General features: G+C 36.9%; 10 protein-coding genes. 3 read left to right on the top strand and 7 right to left on the bottom strand.

Annotation, left to right across the window (positions count from 1 at the left end; translation table 11 throughout):
• Positions 1 to 118: 118 nt before the first annotated feature.
• A complete protein-coding gene (locus BHF70_RS10885; RefSeq protein WP_075760236.1) occupies positions 119 to 1,006 on the top strand; it encodes a DMT family transporter in 888 nt (295 codons plus the stop codon).
• A 176-nt stretch (positions 1,007 to 1,182) separates the two neighbouring features.
• Here the strand turns inward: BHF70_RS10885 and BHF70_RS10880 are convergent, their stop codons facing one another.
• The 7 genes from BHF70_RS10880 to BHF70_RS10850 all read right to left on the bottom strand — a co-directional run bounded on the left by BHF70_RS10880 (position 1,183) and on the right by BHF70_RS10850 (position 10,684).
• On the bottom strand, positions 1,183 to 2,469 hold the full coding sequence (locus tag BHF70_RS10880; protein WP_075760235.1) for a homoserine dehydrogenase: 1,287 nt from the start codon (positions 2,467 to 2,469) through the stop codon (positions 1,183 to 1,185).
• Positions 2,470 to 2,620: 151 nt separating this feature from the next.
• Positions 2,621 to 4,705, bottom strand: a complete 2,085-nt coding sequence (locus BHF70_RS10875) for a BglG family transcription antiterminator (protein WP_075760234.1) — start codon at positions 4,703 to 4,705, stop codon at positions 2,621 to 2,623.
• 41 nt (positions 4,706 to 4,746) lie between these two features.
• Positions 4,747 to 6,156, bottom strand: coding sequence for a PTS mannitol transporter subunit IICB (locus BHF70_RS10870; protein WP_075760233.1), 1,410 nt, complete (start codon positions 6,154 to 6,156; stop codon positions 4,747 to 4,749).
• 284 nt (positions 6,157 to 6,440) lie between these two features.
• Positions 6,441 to 7,214 carry a DeoR/GlpR family DNA-binding transcription regulator gene (locus tag BHF70_RS10865; protein ID WP_075760232.1) on the bottom strand — a complete coding sequence of 258 codons (774 nt, stop codon included), beginning with the start codon at positions 7,212 to 7,214 and terminating at the stop codon, positions 6,441 to 6,443.
• A 19-nt stretch (positions 7,215 to 7,233) separates the two neighbouring features.
• Positions 7,234 to 8,487, bottom strand: coding sequence for a zinc-binding dehydrogenase (locus BHF70_RS10860; protein ID WP_075760231.1), 1,254 nt, complete (start codon positions 8,485 to 8,487; stop codon positions 7,234 to 7,236).
• Between the two features lie 156 nt (positions 8,488 to 8,643).
• On the bottom strand, positions 8,644 to 9,405 hold the full coding sequence (locus BHF70_RS10855; RefSeq protein ID WP_075760230.1) for a DeoR/GlpR family DNA-binding transcription regulator: 762 nt from the start codon (positions 9,403 to 9,405) through the stop codon (positions 8,644 to 8,646).
• A gap of 22 nt (positions 9,406 to 9,427) precedes the next feature.
• The gene (locus BHF70_RS10850; RefSeq protein ID WP_075760229.1) at positions 9,428 to 10,684 is read right to left on the bottom strand and encodes an alcohol dehydrogenase catalytic domain-containing protein; all 1,257 of its coding nucleotides are present in this window, start codon (positions 10,682 to 10,684) and stop codon (positions 9,428 to 9,430) included.
• Positions 10,685 to 10,914: 230 nt separating this feature from the next.
• Here BHF70_RS10850 and BHF70_RS10845 point away from each other — a divergent pair, with 230 nt between their 5' ends.
• Together BHF70_RS10845 and BHF70_RS10840 are read left to right on the top strand one after the other, a co-directional pair.
• Positions 10,915 to 11,295: an ArsR/SmtB family transcription factor gene (locus BHF70_RS10845; RefSeq protein WP_075760228.1), complete on the top strand. Its 381-nt coding sequence runs from the start codon at positions 10,915 to 10,917 to the stop codon at positions 11,293 to 11,295.
• A complete protein-coding gene (locus BHF70_RS10840; protein ID WP_075760227.1) occupies positions 11,282 to 13,576 on the top strand; it encodes a heavy metal translocating P-type ATPase in 2,295 nt (764 codons plus the stop codon). The genes BHF70_RS10845 and BHF70_RS10840 overlap by 14 nt, the downstream gene beginning before the upstream one ends.
• Positions 13,577 to 13,791 lie beyond the last annotated feature (215 nt).

Here is a 13,791-nt window from a genome sequence, read left to right as displayed (position 1 = left end):
TTATTATAATTAAAATTTCACAAAAGAAACCTGTTTTTATTGTTTGATGCTATTTTGACTGTTATAATTGACTATGACGTTACACACGTTATAAATATAAGCTATGAGGATTTAACAAATGAAATTTATAGAAAAACATCCTATGATTATGATCATAATTGGCATCTTTGGTATTTCTTTATCTGCTATCTTTGTTCGATATTCGAAAGCACCATCTACAGTTACAGCATTCTATCGTTTATTTTTCACCGTGATTCTTTTGTCACCAATGCTATTTTCCAATGGGGAACATCGAACAGAATTAAAAACTTGTAAATTAAGAAACTTTCTGCTGAGTGCATTGAGTGGTATTTTTCTGGCACTGCATTTTACTTTCTGGTTTGAATCGCTATATCATACTTCTGTTGCCAGTTCTACTGCAATTGTATGTACTGAGGTAATCTGGGTAGCCATTGGCTATGCCATTTTTATGAAAGGACACCTATCCAGATTCGCGATCTTAAGTATTATGATTACATTTTTAGGAAATATTTTTATTGCTTTTTCTGATTCTTCCCATGCTTCCGGAAATGCATTGTATGGAGATTTTATTTCTTTAGCTGCTGCTATTTTTGTTGCAGTTTATATGCTAATTGGACGAAAAATGAGAGAAGAAATGAGTACTACAGTATACACTTATATTGTATACTTCTTTTGTATGACATCTTTACTGATTGCCATCGCATTTCAAAAAATTTCATTTTGGGAATATGGTATGAATCCCGCAATTTGCGGACTTCTCCTTGGAATTTTTTCCACATTGCTGGGACATAGTATCTTTACCTGGTGTCTGAAATATTTCTCACCTGCCTTTGTTTCTGCGTCTAAACTATGCGAACCTGTGGTGGCATCTATTCTTGCGTTAATCTTATTCGGTGAAATGCCTGCCATATTACAGATTCTCGGAGGTGCTATTACCATTGGCGGTGTACTGCTTTATTCCCATGTGGAAACAGCAGATATGTAATTTTATGAATTTATAAAAAAAGACTTACGACTTGAACTGCTTCCCGGACTTATGTCCGGTCCAGATGTTCTGTGTCGTAAGTCTTTTTATTTACTTTACTCAATTCAGATTGTTTTGTGCATTTTTAGTTTGTCTGCCTTCAACTATAACGTATTGATATCATTTTGTTTTTACTTTTAATATACTCGAATGACTGTAGAAATTTCTCTTGTTGTATCCATATTGCGAATATTAACCAAAGCATCTGCAAAATTCTGCTCTAGAACCAGATGTGTAATAACTACCAGTTCAGCATATCCGCCAATCTTATTTTTCTGAACAACCTGTGCAATACTAACATTACTTTTTCCAAGTGTATCTGCGATCTTAGCAAGTACCCCTGGTTTATCTTCAACCAGCATTCTCATAAAGTATTTGCTTTCAATTTCTGTTATCTTTTTAATTGGAATATTCTTATAGCATGTACAATGAATTCTTCCATTACAATGGAACTGGATATTTCTTGCCACATCAATAATATCTCCCATAACAGCACTTGCTGTCGGCAGTTCTCCAGCACCTCTGCCATAAAACATTGCGTCATCTACAGCATCTCCATGGACAAATACTGCGTTAAAAGCATCATTAACTGTAGCAAGCGGATGGCTGCTAGGAATCAGCATTGGATGTACACGGACTTCAATCCCCGTTTCAGTATTTTTAGCAACACCAAGGAGTTTAATATCACATCCCATTTCTTTTGCATACTGAATATCTTTTGCTGTAATATTTGTAATTCCCTCTGTATGAACATCTTCAAATGTAACTCTTGAATTAAATGCAATGGATGCCATAATTGCCACCTTGCGACCTGCATCATAACCCTCAATATCTGCTGTTGGATCTGCTTCTGCATATCCCAGCTCCGTTGCAAGAGCCAGTGCTTCGTCAAATTCCATTCCTTCCTGAGACATCTTTGTTAAAATAAAGTTGGTTGTCCCATTAACAATCCCCATGACTTCTGTCAGATAGTTTCCAGCCAGACACTGTTTTAATGGTCGGAGAATCGGAATACCTCCGGCAACAGATGCTTCAAATAATAAATCACATCCATTTTCCTCTGCCTGATCCAGTAATTCCTTACCATATGCTGCAATCAGATCCTTGTTGGCAGTAACCACATGTTTTCCTGCTTTTAATGCATCCATAATATATGTGCGGGCAGGTTCAATTCCACCCATAACTTCCACAACAATCTGAATTTCATCATCTAATAAAATATCTTCCCACTGATCTGTCAGTAAGGCAGAATCTATTCCATCTCTTTTCTTAGATTTATCACGTACCAGAACTTTAGCAACAGAAAGATTTGCTCCTATTTTATAAGGCATTTCTTCTTTCTGACGCTGAATCAGTTTATAAACCCCTGTTCCTACGGTTCCTGAACCTAGCAGGGCAACTTTTACATCTCTAATCTCTTCCATGATACACTTCCTTTGCTATTTTTCTTCTTATGTGAAAAGCATCCGTATAATTATCATGCTTTCATATCGTATAGATAGTTTTAAGTATATCATATTTTTATAAAATAACCTATCATTTTTTTCTTTTAATCATTCTAAAAATAGAAATCAATCAGGCCATATCCTTTAAATATTCCAAAAAGCGAAAACTCAGACATCTCTTTATGCCTTCTTGATCCCCTTTTTCGATCATTTCAATAATATTGGCATCTTCAATAATCAAATCTGTAATGCAGCCAATAAACTCTCTTTGAATAATATCCATTTTTTTTGGATATAATAAAATCGTTACAGCACGAACTGATTCTGATATACCACAGTTAATTACTTCTTGCTCCTCGAAATAACAAATAGCTAGCGCCGGCTTTGTTATGGAATTCATAAAACATTCAAAATATCCAACCTCTGTTGCGGGAATCACAAAATAGTGTTCCATCTCCGGTTTGTTTTTATGATAAGATTTCAGCTCATTTTTAGTAATACTTATGCCAATTTCTCCTGCCCAATCTATAATCTCATCTGATACCATTTCTCTGGTAATATTTTCTTCTTTAATTCTCAAAATTCTGAAATCTTTTAAAAGCTGAGTGGAATATTGTGTAAATAAATTTAACTGGGTCAATACATTGATTTCATCCATACTATCCCATCTTCTGGAATTTTTTTCTCTTTCTTCGATCTTCTTTAATGTTTTATGCTTGTGTCTCCGAATTTTTTCCTTTACCAGCTCCAGTTCTTGCTTATTAAGCAAAGGAGAAACCTTAAGGTATGTGTCAGAATCCAGATATAAAGGTATTGTTGACAATATTAAATCATAATCATTTAAATCTTCGCTTCCAAGACCTATCAATGATACAATTTTTCTAACATATATTTCTGGTATTTCTCGTTCCAAACGGCTTGCAAGCATTTTAGATGAACCCATACCACTGGAACATACAACCAGAATCCTAAATGTCTTCTTTGTAATATTATCCAGTGATACGGCAAAATATAATACCAGATATCCAATCTCATCATCCGGGAAAAAATCATTCGGGAACACTTCATAAACACTTTGTTTGATAATTGAAAACAGTTGTTTATAATCCTTTTCAATTTCACGGATAATTGGATTTGATATGCACATACCACTTCTGATTCTCTTTAATGCTTTATCCATATGAGTCAATAAACCATCCATCAGTTTCTCATCCTGACTTAGATATATTCCCATACGATCTTCAACCTTTTCAACAAATTCCTGTATTTTAGGTCTAAGCATAAAGTTAACTTCCAGTATTCCTTTATTTGAATGTGAAGATATACAAATACTTATCAGCCATAAAATATATTCTACTTCTTGTTCCTCAAGTTGAATGGCAAACCCTGATTCAATAATCCGAACACTTTTATCTGCAATTCTTTGATTTGTTTTCTCCGCTTTTTTGCTCAAAAAACGCAGTTCACCTTGTTCCTTTACATGATCATGTCGCCGAATCATCAATGCCGTTAGTGTAATAAACTCCAGATAACTCTGATCTTCAAAATATAATTCATTTTGACTAAACTGTTCTTGCAGATCTTGAATTAATCTATGACATTTCTGAAAAATATCTTTATATCCATATTCTGACAATTTTGACAGAAAAGGATGGGACTTGTCCAAGTCCCCTTCCAGCCATCGCAGGAAGACTGCAATCTCAATGTTTTGCATTAAAAGATTGACCAGCAAGTGATCTTTCGACACCTGATTTCCACTAAGACAAATCCCTTCACCTTTTTTCTGTACTAATTCTAAATTATATTCCGGAACCAACTTTCCGATTTTTTTCAAATCATTCCGGATTGTAGGTAAAGAAGTTTCCAAATCGATTGCCAATGCTTCCGTTTTGATAAATTCTTCTTCATGAAGCAGCTGCATGATAATATAAAACATTCTTTCCTTTGGATCTACAATCTGTACATGTACTCCTGTATTCAGTTTGCTTAAGAGCTTTTGAACTTTTTCTTCATCACCAACAATCTTAATTCCCTTTTTGCTGACAGTTTCCAGTGTAATATCATATTCAGATAATACATCTGTGATTTCAGGGATTTCCCGATACACTGTTCGCTCTGAAATGTTCATTTTGCCCGCAATATCCTTGATAGTAATATATCCATGCTCTGCTACTACGATTTGAATTATCTCTTTCGTCCGCGTTGACATTATCATAATCCTATCCGCTCCTTTACTAAGGCTTATAAAATCTTCAATTACTCTGCCATTTCTTTAATCGCCTGAGCAATTGCTTTATGTTCATCTGCATTGAGGAACTCTTTAATTTCAATTACCGGAACTCCTGCTGGTGCAGATTTCTTTGCTGCTTCCAGAAGATTAGTGTTTGTTACGACCACATCTATATCTTCTGGAATCTGATGTACTGATACATGGCTGACATCAACAAATACACCTATTTTATTTAACTGTGTTTTCAGCATAGAAGCTCCCATTGCAGAAGATCCCATACCTGCATCACATGCAAAAGCAACTTTTTCAACTTTACGCTTTGCAACATCAGATGATACTTTCTTTTCTTCACCAGGTGCACTATGGCTTTCTACAAACTGGCTCATATCAATTCCGCCGACTTCCTGATCATCATCTGTAGATTTATCTCTCTTCAGGAAGAAAGCAACAATTACAAAGGATACCGCCGCGGCAATCAGATATACCATTATATTAACAAACAGTTTTCCTTTTGGTGACATAATAATCAATGCGATGATTGATCCAGGAGATACAGCTGCTACTGCACCACCATCCATAAATGTTAACCAGAATAATGCTGCGATAGAACCACAAATTGGTCCAAGAATTGTAACTGGTTTAATTAATGCATATGGGTAAGATACTTCCCCGATACCACCGATGATATGGATGATAGCTGCACCAGGTGCAGATTTCTTAGCCATTCCTTTGCCAAAAAACATAAATGCAAGAACCAGTCCTGCCCAGTTACCACCATTTGCTTCAACTAAGAACAAAATAGATTTTCCTGTCTGAGCAGCCTGTTCAATAGCTAATGGTGTAAAGATACCATGATTGATTGCATTGTTCAGGAACAATACCTGTCCAGGTACAACGAAGATTGGGGTAAATGGCAGAATATTATGTGCCATTGCAAAATTAACACATGCAACTAATACATTAGTAATTGCTGCGAAAACTGGTGTTACAACTACGAATCCGGCAATCATCATAATTGCTCCGATGATTCCCATGGAGAAGTTGTCTACTAACATCTCAAGACCAGGTTTTACATGTCCGTCTAAAGCTTTATCAACCTGTTTGATGATCCATGCACCTAAAGGTCCCATGATCATACCACCGATCATCATTGTTACATCAGCACCGATAACCACACCGATTGTTGCAATCGATCCAGCTACAGCACCACGTCTTCCATATACAGTATAACCACCCGTGTAACCAAATAAGATTGGAATCAAATATGTAAGTGTTGGGCTTACCAATTCATTCATTTTTTCATTTGGGAAATATCCTGTAGGAATAAATAAAGCTGTAATAATACCCCATGCGATCAGGGCTCCAATGTTAGGCATTACCATTCCTGAAAGGAATCCACCCATTTTTTGAACCTTGGCTTTTAAATCATTTGCCATAATAGTCCTCCTTTTGTTCCTCTACTTTTTAAATTTTCTTCTTACAATTTTCAAAAAGAAAAAAGTGACATAAGGATAAACGTTTATCTTGTAAGCTTATTATAACGGCAATTCCTGCTATAAGTCCACCAATCATAGTGTTAAGTTTTGCAAAAAAAATTTTGACAAGTTTTTCATTTTATTTATCTTTTTTTTCACAACAAAAAAAGATAACACTGATAAAATCAGTATTATCTTTCTATTTCAGAAACATCACCTGGCACTCTGAATGCTTAAAATATAATTCAGCCTGCCTCTGCTATAACAATATCCAGACCCTGCTTTTTAATTGCTTCAGCATCCTTGGATCTTATTCCGTCATCCGTAATCAGACAGGTAAACTCATTCAAATCGGCAAATTTACAAAAATTCTTTTTTCCGATTTTGGAACTGTCGCATAAAACATATCGTTTTCCTGAAGTTTGCATCATGGCACGTTTCATAGCCGCCGTCTCTTCATATGGGCTTGTCATTCCTTTGCTAATAGACAAAGAATTGGGTGACATAAAAACTTTATCCACAGAAATTCTCTTTAAAAAATCTATCCCAAAAGATCCAATGGTACACTCAAACCTATTTCGCACATTTCCTCCGATTAATATTACATCAAGAGTTGCTGTCTTCTGCAATCCCAATGCAATCGTAAGATCATTGGTCACAACTTTAAGGTTGTTAAAACTGGTAAGACCTGATGCAAATTCTACCATGGTCGTTCCGCTATCAACCAGGATAATATCGCCCTCTTCAACAAAATCCATAGCTTTCCGGGCAATCCGCCGCTTTTCATCATAATAAATTTCTTTTCTGAGTGCTAAAAGATTTTCTCTTTCAACTGTTTCCTGGTTTAAGATTGCACCTCCATGGGTCCGAATCAGTAATCCCTCTGATTCCAGCTCTCTCAGATCCGTTCGTATTGTAGCTCCAGTAACATGAAACTCTTCAATAAGTTCTTTAATACTTGCCTTCTTATGCTGGCGCATATATATCAATATTGATTCTTTACGTTCCCTTGCAAACATTCTTCCCTTTCTTTACTTTTTATACTTCAAAATGTTCTAATAATATATCTTCTGCTTCCTTATTCCATAATCCTTGATGTTTGTCGCATGCATCTGCAAGTTTGGTAAATAATGGATTCTCTTCTCCTATTTTACGAAAATCTTCAATAGCTGTCAATGGCATATGAATCTGTGTATATATTAATTTTTTACCTCCCGGTATTTCTGGAAGATGCAGAGTTGTGTCTGCATATGCATCTAATCCTCCAATATGTGTAATCATTACAGCTGGCTTTACTTCTTTTTTTGATATCAGATCAAGGGCTTCCAAAAGATCTCCTTTAATTCCTCCAGATGACCCTAATATCTTAGTATTTCGATAATGTGAATCATACAGATTTATTTCCGCTGAAAATCCGCTGTCAGAAGGTCCCGCAAATAAATTCATACATCCATCAAACGCCATAATTTTGTTTCCTGTTTCAGCAATCTGACGAACTGGAGCATATACAAATACATCATGATATCCTTCTCCGCCTGTCAGTTCCATCAGTTCTTTTACTTCGTCATCCATTTTGGCTGTATTTACATAATGGAGTTCTATCCCTTTTAATCTAGCTTCTTCTTCTGAAATCACTTCTCTTGCACGATTTAATCGATCATCGTTTATTTCCGTTACCACAATCATTTTAGGTTTATTTTTCATTGCCAGTGCATAACTGATCGCTCCCAGTCCCATAGGCCCGCATCCACCAAGAATTGCAATATTTCCACCTTCTCTGGCCCCTATAAAATGTTCATGTGTCTCTGGCTTTGTATGATAGTTTGCATTATATCCGCCGATAATACAGTACATAGGTTCTGAAACAGACACCTCAAAGAAAGAATCTCCATCATAGTGGAGCAGACATCCCTTCTCAATAACTTCATTTGGAACAATACAATAGGTTACGGCACCACCAAAATACTCATAAGAATATCCTGGAGCTCCCATCTGACCTGGAATGCCTGGTAATACTACAAAACGCTCTCCAGCTTTATACTCATTTTTCCATTTTGAACCAACTTTTTCAATTGTTCCTGAAAATTCATGACCAACAATCACTGGTTTTTCTCCAATAGTATCTGGTACCCGAATATGACCGGAACCTAGTTTCACTTCTTTCCATGTTGACATGCAAATACTATCACTCATTACTTTCAGAAGCACTTCATCTTCCTTAATTTCCGGAAGTTCAAATTCTTCCAGACGAATATCTTTTGATCCATGCATTCTTACGCCTTCTACTTTCATCATCACATCTCCTTTTCTTTTTGAAATTTATTTTTTATTTTTCTTTTATTTTTTTTTATTTTAAAAACATAATAGCATTATTGTGGTATTTTTGCAACATAAAACCACTTATTTGCAACAAAAAAAGGAGAAATCACAATGATTCCTCCTTCAATATTATTTACATATTTTCACTATAAGTCCTTTGGATTCGAGAGTTTCCTTTTCTCGTTTTGAAATACCTTCATCTGTAAACATCATTTCAAATTCCGATAACGATGCGAACTTACAGAATGATCTCCTACCGATTTTACTGCTTTCACAAAGCATATAGGCTTCTGCAGATGCCCTTATCATTGCTTGCTTAATTGCCTGCATTTCTTCATTACTGGTGGTTGCACCATCAAATACTGATAGTGCATTTGGAGATAAGAATACTTTGTTGGCTGCGATACCTTTTAAAAAATCCAAGCCTATGGCTCCATGGGTCAGACGAAACCTGTTTCGAACTCTTCCTCCAACCAAATACAGATCAATCCATGGATTTTCCTGCAATTCCAGTGCAATTTGAAGATCATTTGTAATAATTTTCAAATCTTTTGCATCTTTCAGTTCTCTGGCAAGCTCCAGCGTTGTAGACCCACTGTCAAGAATGATGGTTTCCCGTTCATTAATATACCGCTTTGCTTCTCTGGCAATTGCTCTTTTCTGCGGATTACATTTTCGGCTGATCAGATTATCTTCCTTTTGGATCTCATCATCTTTCAGTAAAGCACCTCCATGGGTTCGAACTAATTTACCTTCTTGTTCCAATGTACGTAAATCCGTCCGAAGCGTTGCGCCACTAACCTGAAATATTTCTTCCAGTTCTTTCACTTCAATTCTCTTTTTTTCTTTCAGATATGAAATGATATGATCTCTTCGCTCTTGTGCAAACATACTTCACCTGCTTTTCTATAAACTATTTTACTCCATAATGTGCAAATAATGCTTTTTCTGCTTCGACACTCCACAATCCATTATGTTTGTCACAAATATCTGCAAGTTCATTAAAGAATGGATCCTCATCGGCAAGACTTCTTAAGTCACTGATGGCAGTCATAGGCATATCGAACTGAAGATAAGTCAGTTTCTTTCCACCTGGAATATTTGGCAGATTCATAGTTGTATCAACGATGGAATTAATTCCTCCCACATGTGTAATCATTACAGATGTTTTGATTTCTTTTCTCGCCGCACGATCAATGGCTTCTTTCATATCATCAATGCTTCCGCCTGTACTTCCCAGTATACGGGTTGAATTATAATGACAATCATAAAGATTAACATCTGCAGAGAATTTTGTATCAGTTGGTCCGGCAAAAAGATTCATACATCCATCAAATCCAAGGATCTGATTTCCAAGCTCTGCCACACTCTTAATCGGCACATAAATAAATACGTCGTCAAATCCTTTTCCGTCTACTGACAATGCTTTTAATTCTTCAGCTGGATTTTCCATTTTGGCTGTGTTTACATATATCAGTTCAACACCTTTTTCTTTTGCTTCTTCTACAGAAATCACTTCATTAGCTCTTGCCAGTTTTGCATCATCCACATCTGTAACAATAAGTTTTGCCGGTTTATTATCGATTGCCAGAGCATAGCTGACTGCTCCTAGTCCCATCGGTCCACATCCTCCAAGGATTGCAATACTTCCGCCTGCTTTTGTTCCCATTACATGTTCATAACGGTCTTTTGTATGATAGTTTGTTTTATAACCACAAATAACACAGCACATAGGTTCTGCTACAGAAGATTCAAAATAAGATTCTCCTTCGTGTGTCCACAGACATCCTGCTTCAATAATATCATTTGGGAAAATACAATATGTAGCGGCACCACCACATTCTGTATAAGAGTATCCTGGAGATTCTGCCTGCCCAGGAATTGCTGGCTGCTGAGCAAACTTCTGACCTGGTTTGAATTTGTCCTGCCATTTCTTTCCAACTTTTACAATATCACCAGCAAATTCATGTCCTATGATAATTGGATTTTCTGCAACGTCAGCAGGAACTCGCTTATGGTTTGCTCCCTGTTTTACCATTTTCCATGTTGACATACAAATACTGTCACTCATTACTTTTACAAGAATTTCATCATCCTTAATTTCCGGTAATTCAAATTCTTCTAAACGAATGTCATCAGCACCATACAATCTTACACCTTTAACCTTCATATTCTCCTCCTTTAATACAAGTAAGTTATTTTTATGTATTTTTATTTATTTTCATTTATTTTCATTACAACTGTATATTAGCATTTCACCTTACATATTGCAAGAGATTTTTTAATAAATTGATAATTTTTTTCATTTTTGATATATATGTTGACTTTTCCTAAACTTTGTATTATATTCAAAGCATAAACAATTAAGCAATCATTTAATCGTAAAGAAAGGATTATTTTATGAGTCATTTAAATATCTCTTCTGTTGATATCCATGGACATGGTTGTGATGTCACAGAATTAAAAAATGCTCTTCCTTCTGAAGAGTTCTCCATAGAAGCTGCGAGTTTGTTTGGATTACTAAGTGACAGCACCCGTCTTCGAATTTTATATCTGCTCTATAATCGAGAAGTGTGTGTTCGAAATATAGCTGCAGCTATTGAAATGAGCCCTCCTGCTGTTTCACATCACCTTCGTTCATTAAAACAACTAGGTGTCATTACCAGTCGAAGAATCGGTAAAGAGGTTCATTATACAATTTCTGATTCTAATGAAGGCTGCCTCATTACTGAAATGCTGAAAACAATTTTTGAAAAGGGGAAAATCAATGAAAGAAATTAACAAACAATACCATAAAGAATGTGGTTGCGAGCATGATCACCATCATCAGGAAGAATGCGGTTGCGGTCATGATCACCATCACCAGGAAGAATGCGACTGCGGTCATGATCACCATCATCAGGAAGAATGCGACTGCGGTCATGATCACCATCATCAGGAATCCGCTGCTGCCAAAGAAGGTACCGGCGCTCCTGTAATTTTTATTATCGACAATCTGGGCTGTGCTCATTGTGCCGGTAAAATGGAAGAAAAAATCAATGGTCTTCCGGAGGTTGAAGCAGCTTCTTTGACTTATGCAACAAAACAACTGCGTGTCTGGGCTCCTGATGCAAAATCCCTTCTTCCGCAGATTCAGAAAATATGTACATCCATCGAACCTCAGGTAACTGTTTCCATACGTCCTGCCCGCATAAAACATCAAAAAGAAACCACCAATAATACAATGAACGAAGATACAAAAGCTTTAATCTGCATCATTCTCGGTATTGGATTCTTTACTGCAGGACAATTTTTAAAATCCTCCAGTACCATTTATGGAAATCTTTGTTTTATCACTGCGTATGTTATTTTAGGCGCCCGGATTGTCTGGACTGCTTTTCGCAACATTACCCGCGGTCAGGTTTTTGATGAAAATTTCTTAATGAGTATTGCCACAATTGGAGCTTTTTTTATCGGAGAATTTGCTGAAGCTGTTGGAGTCATGCTTTTTTATCGCATTGGTGAATTATTTGAAAATAAGGCTGTTGCCCGAAGTCGTTCACAGATTATGGATGCCATTGACATGCGTCCTGAAGTGGTAAATTACGTTGATATTCATGGTAATATATCTGTTATAGATGCAGAAGATGCCCAGATAGGTGATATTATACAGGTACGTCCAGGAGACCGTATTCCACTGGATGGTACTATTGTTAATGGAGAAACAATGATTGATACTTCTCCTGTAACAGGCGAACCGGTTCCTGTATCTGCTTCTGTAGGTACCTCTGTTATCTCTGGCTGTATGAATACCTCGGGATTAATCCAGATAAAAGTTGAGAAGCTTCTTGAAGATTCAATGGTCACACGCATTATGGATTCTGTAGAAAATGCTGCTGCCAGCAAACCAACAATTGATCGTTTTATCACCCGATTTTCCAGAATCTATACACCTTTTGTTGTTATTCTGGCATTGATAACTGCCATTCTTCCATCTTTAATCACAGGAAATTGGCATCATTGGGTATATACCGCACTGACTTTTCTTGTTATCAGCTGTCCTTGTGCTTTAGTACTGAGTGTTCCTCTTGCATTTTTCTCCGGAATCGGTGCAGGATCCCGTCTGGGTATTCTATTTAAAGGAGGCGCAGCTCTTGAAACATTAAATCATATCCAATCCATCGTTATGGATAAAACAGGGACCTTAACTGAGGGCAATTTCCAGGTGCAGGAAATTCATTCATTAAGCAGTTATTCTGAAAATGAACTTCTTGCATTGGCGGCATCCTGCGAAGCAGGTTCTTCACATCCAATTGGAAAGAGTATTTTAGAAGCTGCCCGGAAGAAAAAATTGTCATATTCCTCAGCTGATTCTGTAAAGGAAATTGCCGGTCATGGAACTGTTATTTCTCTGGATGGAAAAGAAATTCTAGCTGGCAATCAAAAATTAATGGATATGTATCATATTTCTGTTCCTGAATCAATTAATTTATATGGAACTGAAGTATATATAGCTGAAAATGGTGTGTTGGCCGGATATATCCTGATTTCTGACACATTAAAAAAAGATGCTAAATCAGCCATTGGGATCCTAAAAAATCAAGGACTTCACACGGTAATGCTTACTGGCGATTCTATCAAAAGTGCCGAAGCAATTGCCTCCCAGACTGGTATTGATCAAGTATATGCACGTCTTCTTCCTGATGAAAAACTAAGTCGACTAAAAGAAGAACGTCAGAAACATGGATCTGTCATGTTTGTCGGAGATGGAATCAATGATGCTCCGGTTCTGGCAGGAGCTGACTGCGGTGCTGCCATGGGCAGTGGGGCTGATGCAGCCATTGAAGCTGCTGATGTAGTCTTTATGACTTCCAGTGTCAGTGCAATCCCTCAGGCTATTTCCATCAGTAAGAAAGCTAGTCGTATTGCATGGCAAAACGTTATTTTTGCATTGGGAGTCAAAGCTTTGGTTATGATTCTTGGACTTTTGGGATATGCCAATATGTGGATGGCCGTATTCGCTGACACGGGTGTTGCAATGCTCTGTGTTATCAATTCCATCCGTGCAATGAAAGTCCAATAAATTAAATTATCCTTCAAGACTCGCTCGCGAGTCTTGGCGCGGAATTCGGGTCTGCATAGCAGACATACTTCCAATCCGAATTCCTGCGCATCCTCGCGGAGCGTATATCAGATGGGGGATTGAAACCCGCCACTGATACATAATTGTTGCTCACCGCCTACAGAGGCGGGAGTCATCCCTCATCTGATATAAATCTCAATTCATATAACAGTAAA

It is taken from the genome of Anaerostipes sp. 494a (assembly GCF_001940315.1).
GTDB lineage: Bacteria > Bacillota > Clostridia > Lachnospirales > Lachnospiraceae > Anaerostipes > Anaerostipes faecalis.
Note: the sequence above shows the minus strand (reverse complement) of the source record. Positions and strands in the feature narration are given on the sequence as shown.

What these genes read in the sequence shown, in the direction of transcription:
- BHF70_RS10860 (WP_075760231.1), bottom strand. Translation starts at nt 8,487, where the DNA reads ATGAAAGTAGAAGGCGTAAGAATGCATGGATCAAAAGATATTCGTCTG.
- BHF70_RS10875 (WP_075760234.1), bottom strand. Translation starts at nt 4,705, where the DNA reads ATGATAATGTCAACGCGGACGAAAGAGATAATTCAAATCGTAGTAGCA.
- BHF70_RS10865 (WP_075760232.1), bottom strand. Translation starts at nt 7,214, where the DNA reads ATGTTTGCAAGGGAACGTAAAGAATCAATATTGATATATATGCGCCAG.
- BHF70_RS10885 (WP_075760236.1), top strand. Translation starts at nt 119, where the DNA reads ATGAAATTTATAGAAAAACATCCTATGATTATGATCATAATTGGCATC.
- BHF70_RS10880 (WP_075760235.1), bottom strand. Translation starts at nt 2,469, where the DNA reads ATGGAAGAGATTAGAGATGTAAAAGTTGCCCTGCTAGGTTCAGGAACC.
- BHF70_RS10870 (WP_075760233.1), bottom strand. Translation starts at nt 6,156, where the DNA reads ATGGCAAATGATTTAAAAGCCAAGGTTCAAAAAATGGGTGGATTCCTT.
- BHF70_RS10855 (WP_075760230.1), bottom strand. Translation starts at nt 9,405, where the DNA reads ATGTTTGCACAAGAGCGAAGAGATCATATCATTTCATATCTGAAAGAA.
- BHF70_RS10845 (WP_075760228.1), top strand. Translation starts at nt 10,915, where the DNA reads ATGAGTCATTTAAATATCTCTTCTGTTGATATCCATGGACATGGTTGT.
- BHF70_RS10850 (WP_075760229.1), bottom strand. Translation starts at nt 10,684, where the DNA reads ATGAAGGTTAAAGGTGTAAGATTGTATGGTGCTGATGACATTCGTTTA.
- BHF70_RS10840 (WP_075760227.1), top strand. Translation starts at nt 11,282, where the DNA reads ATGAAAGAAATTAACAAACAATACCATAAAGAATGTGGTTGCGAGCAT.